Here is a 22,117-nt window from a genome sequence, read left to right on the forward strand (position 1 = left end):
CGACGGTTCAGACGGCGGCCTTTTTCAGCCGGCGGCGCTCCCGCTCGGACAGGCCGCCCCAGATGCCGAAGCGCTCGTCGTTGGCGAGGGCGTACTCGAGGCACTCGGAGCGGACCTCGCAGGCGAGACAGACCTTCTTGGCCTCGCGGGTGGAGCCGCCCTTCTCGGGGAAGAAGGACTCGGGGTCGGTCTGGGCGCACAGCGCGCGCTCCTGCCAGCCGAGCTCCTCGTCCGCGTCGTCGACCAGCAGTTGCTGCACCAGCTCGGTCATGTGCGCCCCTCGTCCGTCTTTCGCGTCCCCGTGATGTAGCCGTTACCTGTTCCGGCTGAACGACACGAGTGAAATTACAAGTGTGCTGCTCCGGGCGAGTCAAGCCGAGATCTGCTATTGGGCTCCTTATTCACTCTGCGGAACCAAGGCCTAGCGGAAAGTGTTCAAATCGGCTTAAACCTTGACAAGCAGACAGGGCCCGGAAGGGCGTCCGACCCCGCGCAGAGCCATTCCGTGCCTGTACAGGGAAGGACGCCCAGGATGTCGATCCCGTTCCGACACCTACGCCGAAGCGAACCGGATCACAGTCGGATCACAGGATGGCATCGAGGCTCGTGCGCCCGGTTGTCCGCCAGGTGTCCCCGGGAGTGCATGCACAAACCTTTCGTCTCCGAGATGAACCGGATGAGGTGAAACATGTCCCACATACCGGGCGTCGAGTTGACAGCAAAGGTGTGAACCGGTGTCCTTGTGGGCATGCTCGCGAACTTGGCACTCACCTCGACCCGCCCCGCCGGGTCCCACGGTGCTGCCCGCGCTCGCTGTAGCTGTTGCTGTTCCTGCTGTTGAGCCGTACCGCGCTCCGGCTTCCGTCCGCCCGTCGAGGCGGCTCCGCCCGCTCCTGACCGGGCGTGACGACCTGCGACACCCCAGCACTCTCCCGCCGAGGAACCACCGCATCCCATGAACAGCGACAGCGACCTTCAGATCGCCGGCGACATCCTCGAAGTCCCGCACCTCCTCCAGGCGCCGCGCGAGCACCCGGCCACCGTGTCCGACTTCGTCGGCCTGGCCCGCTCCATCGCCGCCGACCGCTCCCAGTGGGAGCACCTCGTCCAGTACGACGCGACGACGCGCTGGTACCACCGGCTGCGCACCGGCCCCGGCTACGAGGTGTGGCTGCTGTCCTGGGTGCCCGGCCAGGGCAGCGGGCTGCACGACCACGGCCCCTCCTCCGGGGTGCTGACGGTCGTGGAGGGCACGCTGAGCGAGCGCACCCGGCGCGGCACGCGCGCGTTGGAAGCAGGTGCGCAGCGGGTGTTCGCGCCGGGGTACGTCCACGAGGTCGTCAACGACACGCTGGAGCCGGCGGTCAGCCTGCACGTCTACTACCCGGGTCTGACCGAGATGCCGATGCACACGTCCTGCACCGCCGCGCCCGCGACGTACGACGACGTGGACGCCGTAACCGCCTGACGCGTTGTCGTACCCGCCTGCAAGACTTGCTCCCATGCGCATTGTGGTTCTGGCAGGCGGCATCGGTGGTGCCCGGTTCCTGCGCGGTCTGAAGCGGGCCGTGCCGGACTCGGACGTCACGGTCATCGGCAACACCGGGGACGACATCCACCTCTTCGGGCTGAAGGTCTGCCCGGACCTCGACACCGTGATGTACACGCTCGGCGGCGGCATCAACGAGGAGCAGGGCTGGGGACGGGCCGACGAGACCTTCCATCTCAAGGAGGAGCTCGCGGCGTACGGCGTCGGACCCGAGTGGTTCGGGCTCGGTGACCGCGACTTCGCCACGCACATCGTGCGGACGCAGATGATCGGCGCCGGGTATCCGCTGAGCGCGGTGACTCAGGCGCTGTGCGACCGGTGGAAGCCGGGTGTCCGGCTGATCCCCATGACGGACGACCGGGTCGAGACGCATGTCGCGGTCGAGATCGACGGTGAGCGCAAGGCCGTCCACTTCCAGGAGTACTGGGTGCGGCTGCGGGCCTCCGTGCCGGCCGAGGCGATCGTGCCGGTCGGCGCCGAGCAGGCCCAGCCCGCGCCGGGCGTCCTGGAGGCGATCGCGGCGGCCGACGTCATCCTGTTCCCGCCGTCCAACCCGGTCGTCTCCGTCGGCACGATCCTGGCCGTGCCCGGCATCCGCGAGGCGATCGCCGACGCCGGAGTGCCGGTGGTGGGCCTGTCCCCCATCGTCGGGGACGCGCCCGTGCGCGGGATGGCCGACAAGGTGCTCGCGGCGGTCGGCGTGGAGTCGACGGCCGCGGCGGTGGCCGAGCACTACGGCTCGGGGCTGCTCGACGGCTGGCTCGTGGACACCGTGGACGCGGGCACGGTGGAGCGGGTGGAGGCGGCGGGCATCCGCTGCCGGGCCGTGCCGCTGATGATGACCGACGTGGACGCGGCCGCGCGGATGGCACGCGAGGCACTGGAGCTGGCGGAGGAGGTGCGTGCGGCGTGACCGAGACCTCCCCGAGCGGCGACGAGTCGTCTGCCGTCGGCTACAGAGTCTGGGCCGTGCCCGGCCTCCCCGAGGTCGCGCAGGGCGACGACCTCGCCAAGCTGATCGCCGCCGCCGAGCCCGGCCTTGCCGACGGCGACGTGCTGCTCGTCACCTCGAAGATCGTGTCCAAGGCGGAGGGCCGCGTCGTCGAGGCGGTCGACCGGGAGGCAGCGATCGACGCCGAGACCGTGCGGGTGGTGGCGCGGCGCGGCGCGCTGCGGATCGTCGAGAACCGGCAGGGGCTCGTCATGGCCGCCGCCGGGGTCGACGCCTCCAACACCCCTTCCGGGACAGTGCTGTTGCTGCCCGAGGACCCCGACGCGTCCGCGCGCGCGATCCGGCAGGGCCTGCGGGCCGCGCTCGGCGTCGACGTCGGGGTGATCGTCACCGACACCTTCGGGCGCCCGTGGCGCGCGGGGCTCACGGACGTCGCGATCGGCGCGTCGGGCGTGCACGTGCTCGACGATCTGCGCGGGGGCACGGACGCGTACGGCAATCCGCTCGGCGCCACCGTCGTCGCCACGGCGGACGAGCTGGCCGCCGCGGGTGATCTCGTCAAGGGCAAGGCCGCGGGACTGCCCGTCGCCGTGGTGCGCGGGCTGCCGCACATGGTCGCCGACGATCAGGGACAGGGGGCACGGGCCATGGTGCGGGGCGCGCGCGACGACATGTTCCGGCTGGGCACCTCCGAGGCGGTACGGGAGGCGGTGACCCAGCGCCGTACCGTACGGGCCTTCACCGACGAGCCCGTCGACCCGGGCGCGGTACGACGGGCCGTGGCCGCGGCCGTGACGGCACCGGCGCCGCATCACACCACGCCGTGGCGGTTCGTGCTGCTGGAGTCGGAGGAGTCGCGGACGCGGCTGCTGGACGCGATGCGGGACGCGTGGATCGCCGATCTGCGGCGGGACGGGAAGTCGGAGGAGTCCATCACCAAGCGGGTAGGGCGGGGGGACGTGCTGCGGAAAGCGCCGTATCTGGCCGTGCCCTGTCTGGTCATGGACGGGTCGCACACATACGGGGACGAGCGGCGGGACGGGGCCGAGCGGGAGATGTTCGTGGTCGCCGCCGGCGCCGGGGTGCAGAACTTCCTGGTCGCACTGGCCGGGGAGCGGCTGGGGTCCGCGTGGGTGTCGTCGACGATGTTCTGCCGGGACGTCGTCCGCGAGCAGCTGGGGCTGCCGCGGGACTGGGATCCGATGGGGGCGGTGGCGGTCGGCCATCCGGCGGAGGAACCGCGGCCCCGGCCGGACCGGGATGCGGGGGCTTTCATCGAGGTGCGGTGACGCACGCGCGCGTACGCCTACTCTCATAGGGCCCTCCCGCTTCCACTCTCGTAGGACCTCTCCCACTCCCCCAGGACCTCATAGGACCCCCTCCGTGGCAGGACGCTTCGCTCCCCGGCCCACCCGTACGACCGTGCGCGGCGGCCATGTCGCCGTGCCCGCGGGGGTGCCGCGGCAGGCCCCGGCACCGGGGCGGGTGCGGACCTGGGTACCGGACGGGCCGCTCGATCTCGGGCTGGTCCTCGGACCGCTCAGACGCGGACCGGGTGATCCCACGTTCCGTGCGCTGCCGGACGGGTCCGTGTGGCGGACCTGCCGGACGCCCGCCGGGCCGGGGACACTGCGGGTGATGGCGTACGGCGGGGAGGTGCGCGGGGAGGCGTGGGGGCCGGGGGCCGAGTGGCTGCTGGAGCGGTTGCCCGGGCTGCTGGGGGCCGATGACGACCCGTCCGCTTTCGTGCCGCGGCACCGGCTGGTGGCCCTTGCCCGGCATCGGCGGCCGGGGCTCCGGCTGACGCGGACCGGGCTGGTGCTGGAGTCGCTGATTCCGTCGGTTCTGGAGCAGAAGGTCACCACGGACGAGGCGTACCGGGCGTGGCGGCTGCTCGTACGGAAGTTTGGTGAGCCCGCGCCGGGGCCCGCTCCCGGGCGGATGCACGTCATGCCGGAGCCGCGGACCTGGGCGCTCATCCCGTCATGGGAGTGGCATCGGGCGGGCGTCGACAACAAGCGGGCGTCGACCATCCTGCGGGCCGTGCGGGTCGCTGCGCGGCTGGAGCAGGCGGTGGGGATGCCGGCGGAGGCCGCGCGGGCGCGGCTGGAGCTCGTGCCGGGGATCGGGCCGTGGACGTCGGCGGAGACCGTGCAGCGCAGTCATGGGGCGCCGGACGCGGTGACGGTGGGGGATCTGCATCTGCCCGGGATCGTGGGGTGGGCGCTGGCCGGGGACCGGGACGCGGACGACTCCGTGATGCTGGAGTTGCTGGAGCCGTATGCGGGGCAGCGGCATCGGGCTGCGCGGTTGATTCTGCTCAGTGGGAGGACGCCGCCGCGGCGGGAGCCGAAGATGCGGAAGTGGGACATCGGGCGGTTTTGACGGCACCCGGTGCCGGTGCGGGCGGGTGAGTCGCGCAACCCGGCGCTGACGGGGTGCCGCTGCGCCCACCCTCCCCCACTCTCGGCTTCGCTCGAGCGGGGGGACCCCCATCGCCCCAGCGGCACGACTGCCCGCAGCTACGCACCCCTTCAGTCACGAGCTACTGGTCCGAAGAGAACCGCACCGCCCCCGCCGGGATCCGGGCGTCGCACCACACGCGGGCGCCCTCGCGGAGTTCGTTGTCGGCGCCGATGACCGCGCCGTCGCCTATGACCGTGCCGGTGAGGACGGAGCGTTGGCCGACGCGGGCCCTCGTGCCGATGAGGGAGTCGGTGATGACCGCGCCGGGTTCGATGACCGCGCCGGGGAGGATCGTGCTGCCGAAGACGCGCGCGCCCTCCGCGACGAACGCGCCCTCGCCCACCACCGTGCCGCCCGTCAGCTTGGCGTCGGGGGCGACCCTTGCCGTGGGCAGGACCAGCCGGTCGCCGCAGCGGCCGGGGACCGCGGGGGACGGCGCCCGGCCCATGACCAGGTCGGCGGAGCCGCGGACGAAGGCCGCCGGGGTCCCCAGGTCCAGCCAGTACGTGGAGTCGACCATGCCCTGGAGATGGGCTCCGGCCGCCAGCAGGTCCGGGAACGTCTCACGTTCCACCGAGACCGGGCGGCCCACCGGGATCGTGTCGATGACGGAGCGGCGGAAGACGTATGCCCCCGCGTTGATCTGGTCGGTGACGATCTCCTCGGGGGTCTGCGGCTTCTCCAGGAACGCCGTGACCCGGCCGGTCTCGTCGGTGGGGACCAGGCCGTACGCCCGTGGGTCCGTCACCTTCGTCAGATGGAGGGAGACATCGGCGCCGGTCGTCCGGTGGGTGCGGACGAGTGCCCTGATGTCGAGGCCCGTCAGGATGTCGCCGTTGAAGACCAGCACCGGGTCGTCGGGGCCCGAGTGCAGTCGGGAGGCGACGTTGCGGATCGCGCCGCCCGTGCCGAGGGGCTCCTGTTCGGTCACGTACTCGACGTGGAGGCCCATCGCCGAGCCGTCGCCGAAGTACGGCTCGAAGATCTCGGCCAGGTACGAGGTGGCGAGGACGATGTGTTCGACACCGGCCGCTCTGGCTCTCGCCAACTGGTGCGCGAGGAACGGGACTCCGGCCGCCGGGACCATGGGCTTCGGCGTGTGCACCGTGAGCGGTCGTAGCCGGGTGCCCTTGCCGCCGACCAGGAGGATCGCTTCTGTCACCTGTCGTCTCTGCTTCCTGCCGGGACCGGCCGAACTGTCTTTCGGCCGGCCAGTGTATGCAGACCTCTGTCCGACGCCTTCGACGACGGTGCGGCGTTCCGCCCCTTGTCCCCCGACGGCGGTGCATGTGTCCTCCGGCCGTTCCCCCGAGTCGCGCTCTCCTAAGGTCTAGCGCCCCTGGAACGCCGCCGCGGTCGAGCGGGCCGAACCAAGCTTGCTGTAGAGCTTCTTGCCGGGGCACTGGGTGGAGAAGCCGTCCCGGTGACCGGAGATCACATTCAGTCGTACGTTCTTGCCTTTTGCGTAGAGATTGCCACCACCGGACTTCAGATATGTGGTTCCCCGCGGATTGGCTCCCCACAGACCGAGCTTCCACGCGGTGAGCCGGGCGATGGCCGTCACCGCGGCGGCAGGCGGCTTCTTGGAGCCGAAGCTGCCGACCACCGCGATTCCCATGCTGTTCGAGTTGAAACCAAGCGTGTGGGCGCCCAGGACCGGCTTCGCCACGCCCCCCGCACGCCCCTCGTAGATGTTTCCGCACTTGTCGACGAGGAAGTTGTAGCCGATGTCCCGCCAGCCCATGCTCTTGACGTGGTAGCGGTAGATACCTCGGATGACGGAGGGGGCCTGCGAGCAGCTGTATCCGTTGCCCGACGCCGTGTGGTGCACGAAGGCCGCCTTGACCTTCTTCGTGTAGACGAACTTCTTCTCCCGCAGCGACTCGTTCGCGCCCCAGCCGCGCCGGGTGACGATCGTCGGGCGCGGCCCGATGAACGGCTTGGTCCGCTGCTGCCGCGTCAGCTGTCCGGCGCGCAGGGTGTACAGCTCCCGTTCGGTGGCGCGTGCGCTCAGCGCCGGGATCTCCGTGGCGCCGAGGGGTGCGAGCTCGGCATTGGCGGCGGAGGTGGCGAGCGATCTGGCCGTCTCGGCGGCCGACGCGGCGACGGACCGCGCGCCGGCGACCGCGGCGCCGACGCCCCGGGCGCCCGCCGTGGTGGCGAGCGGGGGCGCCTCCTCGCCGGGGTCGACGAGTTCGAGGCGCAGGCCCGAGGGGAGCGGATCGTAGGCCGTCAGGGTGCGGTTGCCGCGGCCGGTCTCCTCGGCCCTGCTCCGGCTCGACGGACGGACGCGCACCTCCACGCCGTCGGAGTCGCCCACCCACAGCGGTGCCGTGGCGCCGCGTACGCGACCCGAGGAGCCCTCGGCCGTGTCCGGGTCGGCAAAGTGGTCGGCGTTGTGGGTCTCGATGTCCTGCCAGCCGGACCAGGTGTCCGTGCCGGCCGCGCGGGTGCGGACCTGGACCCGGCCGTGCAGTTCGGTGTCCGGGTCGTCCCAGATGACGCCGACCGTCGAGAAACGGGGCACGTCCCGGCGGGACAGGCCCTGTTCGGCGGCGGAGCCGAGGACACGGTCGCGGACGAGCGGGACGAGGGGCAGCGACTGTGTGCTGCCGGGGATGCTGGAGGCATGCGGCTCGGCCCCCCGCGCCACCGCCTCCGCGGGCGGGGTCAGCGGCAGGGCGAGGGCGGCGGCACAGGTGACGCCGATGGAGGTAGCAAGGAATCCACGCATACTCCTGACCTTGGGCATATCCATACATATCTGTCCATCGGGGAATTGACGGTCCATCGGCTGCCGTTCCGCCGAACCGGTGGCGCCGCCGTTCGCCGGGCGCCCGCGCCCCCGCGTACGCTTCTGCGGGTGAACGCCACCGATCGCACCCCTGCCGACCTGCTGCGTTCCGCGCTCGCCGCGGATCCCGGACGCCCTCTGGTGACCTTTTACGACGACGCCACGGGCGAACGGGTCGAACTGTCCGTGGCCACCTTCGCCAATTGGGTGGCCAAGACCGCCAATCTGCTCCAGGGCGACCTCGGCGCGGGGCCCGGCGACCGGGTCGCGCTGCTGCTGCCCGCGCACTGGCAGACGGCGGTGTGGCTGCTGGCGTGCTCCTCGGTGGGCGTGATCGCGGATGTGGCGGGGAATCCCGCGGCGGCCGACGTGGTGGTGAGCGGGCCCGACACCCTCGACGCGGCGCGCGCCTGCGGCGGGGAGCGGGTGGCGCTCGCGCTGCGGCCGCTCGGCGGGCGCTTCCCGCAGCCGCCGGCCGGGTTCGCCGACTACGCCGTCGAGGTGCCGAGCCAGGGGGACCATTTCGCACCCTTCGCACCGGTCGACGCGGACGAGCCCGCGCTGATCGTGGCCGGACGGGAGTTCAGCGGGGCCGAGGTCGTCGAACGGGCGCGCGCGGAAGCGACGCCGCTCGGGCTGACGGGGCCCGGATCGAGAATCCTGTCCGGACTGCCGTACGACACCTGGGAGGGCCTTGCCGCCGGGCTGTACGCCCCGCTCGCCACCGGGGGGTCCGTGGTGCTGTGCCGGCACCTGGACCAGCTGGACGGTGCGGCACTGGCCGAGCGGATCGAGAGCGAACGGGTCACGGCGACGGCGAGGTAACGACAGACGGCCACCCGCTCGCAGTACAAGGCTACGGGCGAGGAGGGCCGGGCGAGGAGGGCCAGGCACTCGGACGGGACTCAACGCCACGAGCGAGACGGCGCCACGCACATCACCCGTACGGCACCCGGCGCCACGAGCAAGGCGGCCCCAGGCACATCACCCGTACGGCACTCAACGCCACGGGCGAGGCAGTGCCGGGCACACCCACCCGTACGGGACTCTCCACCACGGCGAAGCAGTGCGCCGGGCGCGTCAACGCTCACGAGCACGCCACGGCAAGGCGTCGCCCGGCACCTACCCGTCCCGAGCCCCCGCCACAAGCCAGACCCCACCACGCCCATCACCCGTTCGTGAGCCCCGGCCCCCGCGCAGGAGCGCCCCGCCCATCACCCGTTCGGCCGAGTTCCACCCACCCCCCGCGCCCCGTGCACGCCATGGTCGTAGGAGGAGCACGCACGAGACGCTCGTATGCGATGAGGGGTGGAAACGGACGTGACCGACAGCGCGGGCGGGACCTTTGGGCGTCGGGGTGCCGAAGGGAGCTTCGGGCCCGGGGCGGGGGCGTCCGCGAGCGGGCGGGGGCTGATACGCCGACGCCGGCGGAAGTGGCTGCGGTGGACCGGGCTCGGCGTCGCCGCGCTGATCGTCGCGACGGTGGGGGCCGGCTGTGCGGTGTACGCGAAGCTGGACGGGAACATCACGCCGGACGAGACCGCGGCCGCCGAGCTCGCGCGGTACGAGAAGGAGCGCCCGACCTCGATCGCCCGGGGCGCCCGGAACATCCTGCTGATCGGCTCGGACTCCCGGTCCGGGGACGGCAACGCCCGCTACGGCCGGGACTCCGGGACCGAGCGGTCCGACACGACGATCCTGCTGCATCTGTCCGCGGGGCGGCGCAGCGCCACCGCCGTCTCCGTGCCCCGCGACCTGATGGTGGAGGTGCCGAGCTGCCGGCGTCCGGACGGCAGCCGCACCGAGCCGATGTTCGCGATGTTCAACTACGCCTTCCAGGTGGGTGGTTCGGCCTGCACCATCCGGACCGTGGAGAAGCTGACGGACATCCGCATCGACCACCACATGGTCGTCGACTTCCATGGTTTCAAGGACATGGTCGACGCGGTCGACGGAGTCGAGGTGTGCCTGCCGGAGCCGATCCACGACAAGGCCGCCAAACTGCGCCTGCCCGCCGGCCGGGTGCGGCTGAACGGCGAACAGGCCCTCGGATATGTCCGCGCCCGCAAGTCCCTCGGCAACGGCAGCGACACCGACCGCATGGACCGCCAGCAGCGGTTCCTGGGCGCGCTCGTCGCCAAGGTGCAGAGCAATGACGTCCTGCTGAATCCGGTGAAGCTCTATCCCGTGCTGGACGCGGCCACGTCCTCGCTGACCACGGACCCGGAGCTGGCGAGCCTGCGCGGCCTCTACGAACTCGTCCGCGGGGTGCGGGACATCCCTGCCGAACGTGTGCAATTCCTCACCGTTCCGCGGGAGTCCTACGTGTACAACTCAAATCGCGACCAGCTCGTGGAGCCCGAGGCACAGAGGCTGTTCGACCGGCTGCGGGCGGACGCTCCGGTCGTGGTCACCAGGGGCGCACCCTCGGATTCCACGACGAAAGACCGCAATTCGCTCCGGCAATCCGATGGTTACAGCGCGTACGAAGAAGACTACGAAGAGGTCTTCTTCGGCTACGGGAAGTCCGGCGGAATGCGCGCCGACGATCCCGCGACGGCCGTTTCCCCGCCGCCGACGTTCCGCGGCAACACCGCCTCCGAAGACACCTGTGAGTAAAGCGCTCGCCAAGGCGGCGAACTAATGTCCAAGGAAATGGGCGAATTGCCCAGGTGTAGGGACGTGGAATTTGTCACCGGCGTCGCTCAACGCTGAACTGGGCGGATAGTGTGAGCGATCCGGTGCACCGGGCCAGAGGACCGTCCTGGGGTCGTGCACTGTAGGACCGAGACCCGAGCGCCTTGAGGGGGGAAAGGCGCCGCGTGGCCCCAACGGAGGATTCGGACAACCGTGGACGCGCAAGGCCGTGGGCGGGCGGACAACATCGATCCCGCAGACCAGTGGGTGCTCAATCCGAACACCGGCGAATACGAACTGCGACTGGCTCCTTCCGCTCCGCAGTCGGCCGTACCCGGACCCCGTAGAACGGGCAGACCCGCTTCCGGGGGCGGCAGGTCCGCTGTGCGCAGCCGGACGACCGCCCCGGGACGGGACACCGAACTCCCCGGCCAGGTGCCGCCGCAGCGCCGGCGGCGCGGTGCGCCCGAGGAGGAACCGCTGCCGGGCCGGCGCGGGCACCGGCCGGTCAGGAAGTCGAAGGCCAAGAAGGCCCTGATGTGGACCGGCGCCATCATGGCGTTCGTCCTGGTCGCCGGCGCGGGCGCCGCCTACCTCTACATCAGGCACCTGAACTCCAACATCGACTCCGTCTCCGACGACGGCGCGAGCACCGGTGGCTTCCAGAAGGACCAGGCGATCAACCTCCTGCTGATCGGCACCGACAAGCGCACGGGCGACGGCAACGACGGCTACGGCGACAAGGGCAGCGTCGGGCACGCCGACACGACGATCCTGCTGCACGTCTCCAAGGACCGGACCAACGCGACCGCGCTCAGCATCCCCCGCGATCTGATCGTCGACATCCCGGACTGCCCGACCACGCAGGAGGACGGCTCCCAGAAGGTCATCCCGGGCTCCACCGGCGTCCGTTTCAACACCAGTCTGGGCCAGGACGACCGAACGCCGAGCTGCACCGTGCGGACCGTCACCGCACTGACCGGGATCAAGCCCGACAACTTCATGGTGGCCGACTTCAACGCGGTCAAGACGCTGACCTCGGCGGTCGGCGGCGTCGAGGTCTGCCTGGCCAAGGACATCAACGACCCGGACTCGCATCTCAAGCTGTCGGAGGGCAAGCACACCATCGAGGGCGAGGATGCGCTTGCGTTCGTGCGTACCCGGCACTCCGTCGGGTTCGGCGGCGATCTGAGCCGGATCCAGCTCCAGCAGCAGTTCCTCAGCTCGCTGATGCGCAAGCTGAAGTCCAACGACACCCTGACCAGCCCGTCGAAGATGTTCAAGCTGGCCGAAGCGGGCACGAAGGCGCTGACCGTCGATTCCCAGCTCGACAGCATCGGCAAGCTGAAGGACCTCGGTATGGAGCTGGGCAAGCTCAACACCAAGAACCTGAGCTTCACCACCGTCCCGGTGATCGACAACCCGGCCGAGCAGGTCAAGGCGACGGTCGTCGTCAATGACGAGAAGGCCCCCGAGGTCTTCGACCTGATCAAGAACGATGTGTCGCTCACCGAGGTCAAGCAGCAGAAGAAGAAGGAGAAGGCGGCCCTGGCCGCTCGCCTCAAGGGCACCAAGTCCGCCGCCTCCGAGGTGCGGGTGCGCATCCTCAACGGCGGTGAGAAGTCCGGCGCCGCGCAGACGACGCTCAGCTGGCTTCAGGTCGAGGAGGGCGTCACCAAGTCCGAGAACGCGGGCAACGCGGACGCGGTGCAGTCGCGGACGACGCTCGAGTACGCTCCCGAACAGGCGGACCAGGCACGGCGGCTGGCCGCCATCATGGGCCTGAAGGGGTCCATGATGAAGCCCGGCGAGAGCGTGACGAATGCGCAGGGCCTCCCGACGATGACCCTGACCCTGGGCAAGGACTTCAAGGGCGCCGGTGTGAAGCTCAACGGCTCTTCGACGGCGTCGTCGGACATCGACAAGACCACGGCCGACGAGGTCAAGTGCGCCAGTTGAAACTGTGAAGTGACCAGACGGGCCTGTCGTACGTCTAACAGGGCGTACGGCAGGCCTGTTCCATGGCGTGCCAGGGGTGTGCAAGGGGCGGGGAGGACGGGAAGTGACGCAGAACAGTGTGCGGGGGGAAGGGACGCTCGAGGGCGTCCGGCACGCTCGTGAACCCGTGCGGGAAGCGGTCGTCGGCGGCGGAGGGGCCGACGGCGGGAGCGGCGACGGCACAGGGGACGGCGGGGCCGACGGCCGGCACGGCAGACGCCTGGTGCCACGTCGCAAACACCGGGTGCTGAGGTGGTCCGCGACGACCCTCGCCGTACTGATACTCGGGACGGCCGGCGCGGGTTACCTGTACTACCAGCACCTCAACAGCAACCTCCGCAAGGGCGAGCGCACCAGCGGCGACTCCAAGGCCCAGAAGACGGCGCCGAACGCGGCCGGGCAGACGCCGATCAACATCCTGATGATCGGCTCCGACAGCCGTAACTCCGACGCCAACGTGGCGCTCGGCGGCAGCAGGGACAACCGCGGCAACCCCCCGCTGGGCGATGTGCAGATGCTCATCCACCTGTCCGCGGACCGCAAGAGCGCAGCGGTGGTGAGCATTCCGCGCGACACCCGCGTCGACATACCCAAGTGCACGGACCCGAAGACCGGCGAGGCGTACCCGGCGACCAACACAATCATCAACGAGTCGCTGGCCCGCGGCGGGGCCGGCTGCACGCTGGCCACCTGGGAGAACCTCACCGGGGTCTACATCGACCACTGGATGACGATCGACTTCGCGGGCGTGGTGAGCATGGCGGACGCCATCGGCGGTGTCGAGGTCTGTGTGAACCAGAACGTGTGGGACCGTCCGCTGCCGGGCGTGCCCGGCGGTTCCGGTCTGAAGATGACGGCCGGCACGAAGAAGGTCCAGGGCAAGCAGGCCCTCCAGTGGCTGCGCACCCGGCACGCCTGGGGCAGCGATCTGCTGCGGGCCAGGGCCCAGCACATGTACATGAACTCGATGATCCGCACGCTGAAGAGCCAGAACGTCTTCACCGACGGCGGCCGGCTGAAGGATCTGGCCGAGGCGGCCACCAAGTCCCTGACGGTCTCCGAGGAGATCGGCACGGTCAAGAAGCTGTACGACCTGGGGATGCAGCTGAAGACGGTGCCGACGAACCGCATCACCATGACGACCATGCCGTCCGTCGAGGACAGCCTGGACAGAAACCATGTCGTGCCGGACGGGGCCAACGCCGACAAGCTGTGGGAGATGCTCCGCGACGACGTACCGTTCGACGCCAACGGCAAGGCCACTGGCTCGAAGGACTCGGAGGGCTCGGAGGACTCGAAGAAGGCGAGCAAGGAGCAGGCTTCCGAGGACCCGGTCCCGGCGAAGGACCAGATCGGCGTCCTGGTGCAGAACGCCACCCGCACCTCCACGCTCGCCCCGGTCAGCGGCCGCGCCGGCACGCTCGCCCAGGCGCTCGCGGCGAAGGGGTTCACAAGGGCGGCGACGGACACGACGGCCGCGCTGTCCGTGGAGCGGACCGTCGTCCGTTACCCGAGCGCCGAACTGGAGGGTGACGCACAGGCCGTCGCCAAGTCGCTGGGGATTCCGCTGAGTTCGGTGAAGAAGTCGACCGACGTCTCCGGTGTCACGCTCGTCGTGGGCGCCGACTGGCGTGAGGGCACGTCCTACCCGAAGCAGTCGGCGCCCAAGGCCGGTGACCTGCCGAGCAACGCCGACGCCATCAACGGCTCGGACAAGGGCCAGTGCATGGACGTGTACAAGCCCTACCAGTGGTAGCGGACGGCCGCCCCGGCGGCCCGTCCTGGCGCCCTGCCGTGGTGCTCAGTCGGCGCTGAGCACCGCGGGCCGCCGGGAGGCGATGACCTTGCGGGCCAGTGACCTGGGGCTGGTGAGGTAGCCCCAGCCCCAGGACATGTGCATGGTGGCGAGGGCGACGGGGATCTGGAGCCGCGCCTTCAGCGGCAGGCCCCTGCCGGCGGGCACGGAGCCCGCGACGATCGCAGCCAGATAGCCCCCGGGGACCACGAGGCCCCAGGGGGTGAGCGCGACGCCCGCCACCAGGCCGGCGGCGATCGCGCACACCGCGGTCGGCGCGGCGAGGTAGCGCAGATTGATGGAGCCCGGGTGGTAGCGGGCCACGACATGGCGCCAACGCCCGTAGTTCTTGTACTGCTTGGCGAGCGCCTTGACGTCGGGCCGCGGCCGGTACGACACCTTCAGCTCGGGCGAGAACCAGATCAGCCCGCCCGCCTCGCGTATCCGGAAGTTCAGCTCCCAGTCCTGGGCACGGATGAACTCCTCGTTGTAGCCGCCCTGTTGCTCCAGTGCCTCGCGCCGGAACACGCCGAGGTAGACGGTCTCGGCCGCATGGGCCTGCCCGCCCGTGTGGAAGGCGGCGTTGCCGACCCCGATCTTCGAGGTCATGGCGGCTGCGACCGCGTGCTCCCAGTCGTTCTCGCCCTCGGCGTGCATGATGCCGCCGACGTTCTGCGCGCCGGTCTCCTCCAGGAGCCGTACGGCGGTCGCGATGTAGTTCGGCGAGAGCATGCCGTGGCCGTCGACCCGGACGACGATCGGGTGGCGGGAGGCCTTGATCGCGGCGTTCAGCGCGGCCGGTGTGCGGCCGGTCGGGTTCGGGACGGTGTGCACACGGGGGTCCTCGCGGACGAGTTCGGCCGCGATCTCGTCCGTGCGGTCCGTGGACGGACCGAGGGCGATCACGACTTCCGTCTCGCCGGCGTACTCCTGCGCGAGGATCGCTTGGACCGCTCCGCGCAGATGCCGCTCCTCGTTGAGGACGGGCATGATGACAGACACGGCGGGGAGCGGCACGTCGGACTTGGCGTTCATAGGGGGCTCACGTTACCGCGAACGGGGGACACCGTTGCGCGCCGCCCGCTGCGGTGCCCGGGCCGCACATCGTATGGGCCTACGGTGCTCACGATCCCACGTACGGCCCTCGCGGAGGTGTCCCTCATGCCCACGCCGCCCCGCTCCCCCTCCCGGCCGCCGCGGCGCCGCCCCCAGCCGTCCCGCGGCCGGCGGCCGGCCGTACAGCGGAAGAAGCCCCGCTGGGCCATGCGGGCGGTGACCACGCTGTCGGTCGTGGTGCTCGCCTCCGCGGGGATCGGGCATGCGGTGGTCACCAGCCTGGACGCGGACATCGCCCGGGTCGACCCGTTCCGGGACATGAAGAACCGTCCGCAGGCGGGCCACGGCATGAACGTGCTGCTCGTCGGGACCGACGGCCGCGACCGGGTCACGGAGGAGGAGCGGCGCGCGTACCGGCTCGGCGGCGCTCCGTGCCACTGCACCGACACGATCATGATCGTGCACCTCTCGGAGGACCGGGAACGGGCGAGTGTGGTGAGCCTGCCGCGCGACTCGTACGCCATGACGCCGGCGCACACCGATGAGGTCTCCGGGAAGCGGCACGGCGGGCACCCGGTCAAGCTCAACGCGGCGTACGCGGAGGGCGGGCCGCAGCTGACCGTGCGCACGGTCGAGAACATGACCCATGTGAAGATCGACCACTATCTGGAGGTCGACTTCACCAGCTTCATGAAGACGGTGGACGTGCTCGACGGGGTCCGGATCTGCACGGCCGAGCCGCTGAAGGACCGATACAGCGGGCTCGACCTGCCGGCCGGCACGCACACGCTGCGCGGTGGGCAGGCGCTGCAGTACGTCCGTGCCCGGCACGTGGACGGCGCTTCCGACCTCGGCCGGATGCACCGCCAGCAGCGCTTCCTGGCCGCCCTGATCGAGCGGGCGACCTCCTCGGGGGTGCTGCTGAACCCGATGAGGTTCCGGGACGTCACACGGGCGGTCCTCAGCTCGGTACGGGCCGACAAAGGGTTCGGAACGGACGAACTGCTCGATCTCGGGCGGGCGATGCGGAACTTCTCACCCTCGTCGTCGGAGTTCACGACGGTGCCGATCGGGCGGATGGGATACGCCGTGAAGGGCGTCGGTTCGACACTGAGGTGGGACCCCGTCAGGTCGGGCCGGCTCTTCCGGGCACTGCGCGAGGACGAGCCGCTGGCCGTGTACAAGCACAGGAGCCGCGCCCTCGCGGTTGCCGTGGCCCCGCAGCAGATCCGCGTCCAGGTGGAGAACGGGACCTCCGAGGCCGGGCTCGGCAAGCGGGTGGACGCGGCGCTCGCGGCGACCGGGTTCCGTACGACGCGGGTGCCGAAGAACGCGGCGGACCGTTCCCTGAAGCGGACCGTCGTCGCCTACGACCCCCGCTGGGACCGCTCGGCGCAGTCGCTGGCCGCGGCGCTGCCGGGGAGCGAACTGCGGGCGGTGAAGGGGCAGGGGCCGGTGCTGAAGGTGATCGCCGGGGCCGACTTCCGGAAGGTGCGGAAGGTACGGGCCGACGATCCGTACCAGGGGGAGGAGTCCGCGGTGGTGAGGGGGGACGAGATCGGGTGTGCGTGACGAGGATCTCAGACCGGGTTCAGTCCTGTTCGTCGCACCTCAGTCGTCCAGGCCCTCCGACATCCGCTTCTCCCGAAGTTCCATGATCGCCCGGCGGCGGGCCAGGCGGTGGGTGCGGCGGATCTGGGCCTCCTGGTAGCGGCGCTCGTCGCGCTCGGTCTCCGGTATCACCGGCGGCACACGGCGCGGTTTGCCGTCGGCGTCCACCGCGGCGAAGACCAGATAGGCGGAGCCGACCTGGGTGGGCGGGGCGGACTCGTTCCAGCGTTCGGCCAGGACCCGGACGCCGACCTCCATGGATGTCCGGCCGGTCCAGTTGACCTGCGCCTTCACATGGACCAGGTCGCCCACGCGCACCGGCTCCAGAAAGGCCATCTCGTCCATGGAGGCGGTGACCGCGGGCCCGCCGCTGTGCCGGCCGGCCACCGCGCCCGCCGCGTCGTCGACCAGCTTCATGATCACGCCACCGTGCACGGTGCCGAGGAGGTTGGTGTCGTTGTGGGTCATGATGTGGCTGAGCGTGGTGCGGGACGCGGACGTCGGCTTGCCCGGAATGTCGGACTCCGCTGTCGGGGCCTGGTCTGTCATGGCCTCCACCCTATGCCGAGACGACATCCGGGGAATTTGTGTCAGGTTGGCAACAGCGCTGCCCTTATTTTCCGACGACCCTTGTAAGGGACGGTACCGCGCCCTGCACACTGGGGCCCATGAACGATTGGCCCCAGGGATGGTCCGGCGACAACCGTGGCAACTACGGACGCGGCAACGCGAACGCACAGCCCGAGGGCGCGCGTGTGATGCGGCAGGTTCGCCGCGGTCCCGCGTCGCCTCCGTACGGCGGTGTGCCCCAGCAGCCGTCGTACGTCGACGGCCGGGGCCATGGCGGCTACGACGACACCGCCTACGACGACGGGTACGACAACGGCTACAACACGGGCCAGGTCTACGGCTCGCCGGGCGGACCGGACGACCCGTCGGCCTACGGCCGGCCGGCGCCGAACTGGCGCCGCCGCTTCAAGGTGACCACGATCACACTGGTGACGGTGCTGGTCGTGACGACCGTCGCCACCTACTTCTGGGCCGACTCCAAGCTCAACCGTGAGGTCGACCTGTCGAAGGTCATCGACCGGCCCGAGGCGGGCGAGGGCACGAACTACCTGATCGTCGGCTCCGACAGCCGCGAGGGCATGTCGGCCGAGGACAAGAAGAAGCTGCACACCGGCTCCGCCGAGGGCAAGCGCACGGACTCGATGATGATCCTGCACGTCGGCGACAACGGCGACACGCTGATCTCGCTGCCGCGCGACTCGGACGTGGAGATACCGTCGTTCGTCGGCTCGGAGTCGGGCAAGACGTACAAGGGGACGGGCCGGCACACGAAGCTGAACGCCGCGTACGCGGAGGACGGCCCCGAACTGCTGGTGCGCACCGTCGAGTTCAACACCGGGCTGTACATCGACCACTACGTGGAGATCGGCTTCGCCGGCTTCGCGAACATCGTGGACGCGGTCGGCGGCGTCGAGATCGACATCCCGAAGGCCTTCAAGGACAAGAAGTCCGGCGCGGACTTCCAGGCGGGCAAGCAGACCCTCAACGGCGAGGAGTCCCTCGCCTTCGTCCGCACCCGCTACGCGTTCGCCCGCTCCGACCTCGACCGCACGAAGAACCAGCAGAAGTTCCTCGCCGCCCTGGCCAACCAGGTCGCCACCCCGGGCACGCTCCTCAACCCCTTCAAGCTGTACCCGACCATGGGCGCCGGCCTGGACTCCCTGATCGTCGACAAGGACATGAGCCTGTACAACCTGGCGTCCATGTTCTTCGCGATGAAGGGCGTCAACAGCGGCGACGGCAAGTCGATGAACATGCCGATCTCCGGCTCCTCCGGCGGCAACCTCGTCTGGGACAAGGCGAAGGTCAAGACGCTGGTGAGCCAGCTGAAGAACGACGAGACGGTGACCGTCTCGGACAACTGAGCCGGCCTCGGCGGTGGGTCAGGCCGCCGGAGACCATCCGGTCGCGGCGGCCCACTCCTCCGCCACCACGATGATCAGGTCGACCACCGGGTCCTTGACGTCGGTGTAGGTGCCGATGTCGGGGACCGTGCCGGCCACGACGAGCTTGAAGGCCGCGTACGCCGGTACGGCCTCGGGGTGCGCGCGGAACCAGTCGCGGAAGAGCAGCGCGAGCCGTTCGTTCGGGGAACCGGTGCGGCGGACGTGCAGATTGACGTCGCCGTCCGGGTGCCCTCGGCGCGCCCAGCACCGCTTCGTCCAGAGCGCCGGATCGTCGTTCCGGCCGGCCGGGACATGGTCCTGGCGGTACGGCGTCGTCTGGAAGCCGCGGTGCGCGAGCGGTGCCTCGAAGGCCGCGGCGGCCGCCTCCAGACCGGCCACGCTCACCTGGAGGTCGTAGACCGGCTTGGCCGCCATGCCGGGAACGGCCGTACTGCCGATGTGCTCGACGCCAACGGCCAACGGCCCGAGGGCGGCCCGCAGTTCGGCCGCCAGCGCCCGGCCTCGCACCTGCCAGGCGGGGTCGGGAGCCAGGACGACGGGACGCGCGGAGGCGGTGCCGGGCTTCATCCGGCCGAGTGTACGGGCGCCGACGGGACCGCCTCGACCGCTCCCCAGGCCAGCAGTGCGACATGCGGCAGGGTCAACTCCCCTACCTCGTCGGCGAATTCAGCACTCAGCCGCTCGTACTCGTCCCGGATCCGCCGCGCGGTCTCCCGCTCCTGCGAGGTGACGACATGGCCGACGGTGGCGATCCCGGCGGCCGCACCGCCCCACCACTCCTCGACCGTCGTCCGGTGGTCCCAGTCGAGTTCAGTCGCCTCCGCCGCCACAAACCCTGCCCCGCCCAGCAGTTGGGCGACCCCCTGCGGCGTACGGACGAAGTCCTCGCCGGCATCCAGCCGCGGCAGATACGCCGGCGGCACGGAGCCGCCCGCCGCACAGGCCCGCCCGAGCAGGTCCTGCCCGGCGCCGCGCCGCGCGCCCCACAGCGTCAGCGCGATCCGTCCGCCGGGCCGCAGCACCCGCCGCAGCTCCGCGAGCACGGCACGCGGACGTCCGACGTGGTTGAGCACGAAGTTGCCGACCACGGCATCGAACTCGCCGTCCGCAAAAGGAAGTTCCGGCAGTACGGCACCCACGGCGTCGACCCCGCGCGCCCGCGCCGCCGCCACCATCCCGGCAGCGGCATCCACGGCCCGGACCCGCGCCCCACGCCCCTGAGCCACCACGGCCGCTGTCCCCGTCCCGGTCCCGGCATCGAGGACATACGTCCCCTCCCCCACGCCCGCCGCATCCAGCAGCGCCCCCACCGGATGGGCACACAGCCGCCCGAAACTCCCCGCATACGCCTGTGCCCGCCCGGCCCAGGCCCCCCGCTCGAAGGCATCGAAGGCCTCCGTCGCACCCGTCGCGTCCGTCGTCATGAGCCCAGCCTGTCGCACCAAGACAGCCTGGTCGCGGGCGGGGTCGCGCACTCGCCGACGTGTTCGAGGGCACCCGGAGAGGGTGCCCTCGAAACGTTCAGGCAGGGGTCACATCGTGGCGCCCGCCATGGTGCGGCAGCTCGCTGCGCAGCGGCGACACGCTTCCGCACAGCGCATCATCTGGGGATCGTCCGGCATGGACATACACGCCTCGGCGCACATCTCGCACGCCTTGGCGCACATCGCGCACATCTCGGCCGACATCGGCGAGCGGCGCATCATCATGTCCGCGCATATACGGGTCATCTCGGAGCAGTCCATGAGCGCGCGCATGATCTGCATCTGGGCCTGACCGCCCATCTGCATGCAGGAGCTCATGGTCTCCTCGCAGATGCTGTGGCATGACATGCACGCCTCGACGCAGTCCTGCATCTCCTTGCTCATCGGGGTCGCGGTGGGCTGCTGCATGGCTCCTCCTGGAGGGTGAGGGGGCCCGGACCGGGCCTGTGCCCTTCCGTCCTACGCCCACCGGCCCCTGTCCGCCACAGGAGGGACACCATGTCTTCCGTACGGGTGGACCGCCGCGCTACGGCAGGTTCCGCGCCATCACGATCCGCTGGACCTGGTTCGTGCCTTCGTATATCTGCGTGATCTTCGCGTCGCGCATCATCCGCTCGACCGGGTAGTCACGGGTGTAGCCGTAGCCGCCCAGCAGCTGCACCGCGTCCGTCGTGACCTCCATCGCCACGTCCGACGCGAAGCACTTCGCGGCGGCGCCCTGGAAGGTGAGGTCGCTGTCGCCGCGCTCGGACTTGGCGGCCGCCGCGTACGTCAGCTGGCGGGCGGCCTCGACCTTCATGGCCATGTCGGCGAGCATGAACTGGATGCCCTGGAAGTCGGCGATCGGCTTGCCGAACTGCTTGCGCTCGAGGACGTAGCCCTTGGCGTAGTCCAGGGCGCCCTGGGCGACGCCCAGCGCCTGCGCGGCGATCGTGATGCGGGTGTGGTCCAGGGTCTTCATCGCCGTCGCGAAGCCCGTGCCCTCCTCGCCGATCATGCGGTCCACCGGGATGCGGACGTTGTCGAGGTAGACCTCGCGGGTCGGGGAGCCCTTGATGCCGAGCTTCTTCTCGGGGGCACCGAAGGACACGCCCTCGTCCGACTTCTCCACGACGAAGGCGGAGATGCCCTTGCTGCGCTTGTCGGGGTCGGTGACCGCCATCACCGTGTAGTACTCGGAGACGCCCGCGTTGGTGATCCAGCGCTTCACACCGTTGAGGACGTAGTGGTCGCCGTCGCGGACCGCCTTCGTCTTCATACCCGCCGCGTCGGAGCCCGCGTCCGGCTCGGAGAGGCAGTACGAGAACATCGCCTCGCCCTTGGCCAGCGGCGCCAGGTAGCGCTTCTTCAGGTCGTCGGAGCCGGAGAGGATCACCGGCAGCGAGCCCAGCTTGTTCACCGCGGGGATCAGGGAGGAGGACACACAGGCGCGCGCGACCTCCTCGATCACGATCACCGTGGCCAGGGCGTCCGCGCCCGCGCCGCCGTACTCCTCGGGTACGTGCACGGCGTGCAGGTCGTTCGCGACCAGGGCGTCGAGCGCCTCCTGCGGGAAGCGGGCCTCCTCGTCCACTGCGGCGGCGTACGGCGCGATCTTCGCCTCGGCCAGCGAGCGGACGGCGTCACGGAGCATGTCGTGCTCCTCGGACGGGCGGTACAGGTCGAAGTCAGCCGATCCGGCCAAGGTCTCTCACGCTCCATAAGACGCTGCGATGCTGCGCTCATTGATACTGGCGCTAATTACCGTTAAGTAACTCAAATTTTAAAGGTCCGCCCACTCGAGTGATACGTGAGCTTGG

19 protein-coding genes are annotated in these 22,117 nt (G+C 70.4%); 10 read left to right on the top strand and 9 right to left on the bottom strand.

Going from position 1 to position 22,117, the window contains the following annotated elements; translation table 11 throughout:
• Positions 1-7: 7 nt before the first annotated feature.
• Positions 8-271, bottom strand: a complete 264-nt coding sequence (locus tag F7R91_RS23385) for a WhiB family transcriptional regulator (RefSeq protein WP_003975777.1) — start codon at positions 269-271, stop codon at positions 8-10.
• Positions 272-955: 684 nt separating this feature from the next.
• Between F7R91_RS23385 and F7R91_RS23395 the strand changes: the two genes are divergently transcribed.
• The 4 genes from F7R91_RS23395 (at position 956) to F7R91_RS23410 (ending at position 4,886) form a co-directional block, all read left to right on the top strand.
• Complete coding sequence (locus F7R91_RS23395) at positions 956-1,468, top strand: cysteine dioxygenase (protein ID WP_150951066.1); 513 nt, start codon at positions 956-958, stop codon at positions 1,466-1,468.
• Positions 1,469-1,502: 34 nt separating this feature from the next.
• Positions 1,503-2,462, top strand: a complete 960-nt coding sequence (cofD, locus tag F7R91_RS23400) for a 2-phospho-L-lactate transferase (RefSeq protein WP_150951067.1) — start codon at positions 1,503-1,505, stop codon at positions 2,460-2,462.
• Positions 2,459-3,790, top strand: coding sequence for a coenzyme F420-0:L-glutamate ligase (locus F7R91_RS23405; protein WP_150951068.1), 1,332 nt, complete (start codon positions 2,459-2,461; stop codon positions 3,788-3,790). Before cofD ends, F7R91_RS23405 begins: the two co-directional genes overlap by 4 nt.
• Positions 3,791-3,884: 94 nt before the next feature.
• Positions 3,885-4,886 (top strand): DNA-3-methyladenine glycosylase family protein, encoded by a 1,002-nt coding sequence (locus F7R91_RS23410; protein ID WP_150951069.1) that lies wholly within the window; start codon positions 3,885-3,887, stop codon positions 4,884-4,886.
• 160 nt (positions 4,887-5,046) lie between these two features.
• On the opposite strand, the gene manB is transcribed toward F7R91_RS23410, so the two are convergent.
• Both manB and F7R91_RS23420 read right to left on the bottom strand, forming a co-directional pair.
• Positions 5,047-6,129, bottom strand: a complete 1,083-nt coding sequence (gene manB / locus F7R91_RS23415) for a mannose-1-phosphate guanylyltransferase (protein WP_150951070.1) — start codon at positions 6,127-6,129, stop codon at positions 5,047-5,049.
• Positions 6,130-6,297: 168 nt separating this feature from the next.
• The gene (locus F7R91_RS23420) at positions 6,298-7,701 is read right to left on the bottom strand and encodes a peptidoglycan recognition protein family protein (protein ID WP_150951071.1); all 1,404 of its coding nucleotides are present in this window, start codon (positions 7,699-7,701) and stop codon (positions 6,298-6,300) included.
• 129 nt (positions 7,702-7,830) lie between these two features.
• Between F7R91_RS23420 and F7R91_RS23425 the strand changes: the two genes are divergently transcribed.
• The 4 genes from F7R91_RS23425 to F7R91_RS23440 all read left to right on the top strand — a co-directional run bounded on the left by F7R91_RS23425 (position 7,831) and on the right by F7R91_RS23440 (position 14,152).
• Positions 7,831-8,586 (top strand): TIGR03089 family protein, encoded by a 756-nt coding sequence (locus F7R91_RS23425; protein ID WP_150951072.1) that lies wholly within the window; start codon positions 7,831-7,833, stop codon positions 8,584-8,586.
• Positions 8,587-9,081: 495 nt separating this feature from the next.
• A complete protein-coding gene (locus tag F7R91_RS23430; protein WP_150951073.1) occupies positions 9,082-10,380 on the top strand; it encodes an LCP family protein in 1,299 nt (432 codons plus the stop codon).
• A 231-nt stretch (positions 10,381-10,611) separates the two neighbouring features.
• Positions 10,612-12,357, top strand: a complete 1,746-nt coding sequence (locus F7R91_RS23435) for an LCP family protein (protein WP_150951074.1) — start codon at positions 10,612-10,614, stop codon at positions 12,355-12,357.
• A gap of 103 nt (positions 12,358-12,460) precedes the next feature.
• Positions 12,461-14,152 (top strand): LCP family protein, encoded by a 1,692-nt coding sequence (locus tag F7R91_RS23440; protein WP_150951075.1) that lies wholly within the window; start codon positions 12,461-12,463, stop codon positions 14,150-14,152.
• Between the two features lie 45 nt (positions 14,153-14,197).
• Here the strand turns inward: F7R91_RS23440 and F7R91_RS23445 are convergent, their stop codons facing one another.
• On the bottom strand, positions 14,198-15,226 hold the full coding sequence (locus F7R91_RS23445; protein ID WP_150951076.1) for a glycosyltransferase family 2 protein: 1,029 nt from the start codon (positions 15,224-15,226) through the stop codon (positions 14,198-14,200).
• A gap of 126 nt (positions 15,227-15,352) precedes the next feature.
• On the opposite strand from F7R91_RS23445, the gene F7R91_RS23450 reads away from it, so the two are divergent.
• On the top strand, positions 15,353-16,819 hold the full coding sequence (locus tag F7R91_RS23450; RefSeq protein ID WP_150951077.1) for an LCP family protein: 1,467 nt from the start codon (positions 15,353-15,355) through the stop codon (positions 16,817-16,819).
• A gap of 39 nt (positions 16,820-16,858) precedes the next feature.
• On the opposite strand, the gene F7R91_RS23455 is transcribed toward F7R91_RS23450, so the two are convergent.
• A complete protein-coding gene (locus F7R91_RS23455) occupies positions 16,859-17,434 on the bottom strand; it encodes an acyl-CoA thioesterase (protein ID WP_150951078.1) in 576 nt (191 codons plus the stop codon).
• Positions 17,435-17,526: 92 nt separating this feature from the next.
• On the opposite strand from F7R91_RS23455, the gene F7R91_RS23460 reads away from it, so the two are divergent.
• On the top strand, positions 17,527-18,792 hold the full coding sequence (locus tag F7R91_RS23460; RefSeq protein WP_150951079.1) for an LCP family protein: 1,266 nt from the start codon (positions 17,527-17,529) through the stop codon (positions 18,790-18,792).
• Positions 18,793-18,810: 18 nt separating this feature from the next.
• Here F7R91_RS23460 and F7R91_RS23465 read toward each other — a convergent pair whose 3' ends face one another.
• The 4 genes from F7R91_RS23465 to F7R91_RS23480 form a co-directional block, all read right to left on the bottom strand.
• The gene (locus F7R91_RS23465) at positions 18,811-19,401 is read right to left on the bottom strand and encodes a GrpB family protein (RefSeq protein WP_150951080.1); all 591 of its coding nucleotides are present in this window, start codon (positions 19,399-19,401) and stop codon (positions 18,811-18,813) included.
• Positions 19,398-20,258 (bottom strand): class I SAM-dependent methyltransferase, encoded by an 861-nt coding sequence (locus F7R91_RS23470; RefSeq protein ID WP_150951081.1) that lies wholly within the window; start codon positions 20,256-20,258, stop codon positions 19,398-19,400. Before F7R91_RS23470 ends, F7R91_RS23465 begins: the two co-directional genes overlap by 4 nt.
• A gap of 108 nt (positions 20,259-20,366) precedes the next feature.
• A complete protein-coding gene (locus F7R91_RS23475) occupies positions 20,367-20,726 on the bottom strand; it encodes a four-helix bundle copper-binding protein (protein WP_150951082.1) in 360 nt (119 codons plus the stop codon).
• Between the two features lie 118 nt (positions 20,727-20,844).
• Positions 20,845-22,002 (bottom strand): acyl-CoA dehydrogenase, encoded by a 1,158-nt coding sequence (locus F7R91_RS23480; RefSeq protein WP_150951083.1) that lies wholly within the window; start codon positions 22,000-22,002, stop codon positions 20,845-20,847.
• Positions 22,003-22,117 lie beyond the last annotated feature (115 nt).

The sequence above is a fragment of the Streptomyces luteolifulvus genome (assembly GCF_008806595.1).
In the GTDB taxonomy this organism is placed as follows: domain Bacteria; phylum Actinomycetota; class Actinomycetes; order Streptomycetales; family Streptomycetaceae; genus Streptomyces; species Streptomyces luteolifulvus.

What these genes read in the sequence shown, in the direction of transcription:
- F7R91_RS23450 (WP_150951077.1), top strand. Translation starts at nt 15,353, where the DNA reads ATGCCCACGCCGCCCCGCTCCCCCTCCCGGCCGCCGCGGCGCCGCCCC.
- cofD (WP_150951067.1), top strand. Translation starts at nt 1,503, where the DNA reads ATGCGCATTGTGGTTCTGGCAGGCGGCATCGGTGGTGCCCGGTTCCTG.
- F7R91_RS23470 (WP_150951081.1), bottom strand. Translation starts at nt 20,258, where the DNA reads ATGACGACGGACGCGACGGGTGCGACGGAGGCCTTCGATGCCTTCGAG.
- F7R91_RS23395 (WP_150951066.1), top strand. Translation starts at nt 956, where the DNA reads ATGAACAGCGACAGCGACCTTCAGATCGCCGGCGACATCCTCGAAGTC.
- F7R91_RS23420 (WP_150951071.1), bottom strand. Translation starts at nt 7,701, where the DNA reads ATGCGTGGATTCCTTGCTACCTCCATCGGCGTCACCTGTGCCGCCGCC.
- F7R91_RS23460 (WP_150951079.1), top strand. Translation starts at nt 17,527, where the DNA reads ATGAACGATTGGCCCCAGGGATGGTCCGGCGACAACCGTGGCAACTAC.
- F7R91_RS23465 (WP_150951080.1), bottom strand. Translation starts at nt 19,401, where the DNA reads ATGAAGCCCGGCACCGCCTCCGCGCGTCCCGTCGTCCTGGCTCCCGAC.
- F7R91_RS23385 (WP_003975777.1), bottom strand. Translation starts at nt 271, where the DNA reads ATGACCGAGCTGGTGCAGCAACTGCTGGTCGACGACGCGGACGAGGAG.
- F7R91_RS23475 (WP_150951082.1), bottom strand. Translation starts at nt 20,726, where the DNA reads ATGCAGCAGCCCACCGCGACCCCGATGAGCAAGGAGATGCAGGACTGC.
- F7R91_RS23445 (WP_150951076.1), bottom strand. Translation starts at nt 15,226, where the DNA reads ATGAACGCCAAGTCCGACGTGCCGCTCCCCGCCGTGTCTGTCATCATG.
- F7R91_RS23455 (WP_150951078.1), bottom strand. Translation starts at nt 17,434, where the DNA reads ATGTCGTCTCGGCATAGGGTGGAGGCCATGACAGACCAGGCCCCGACA.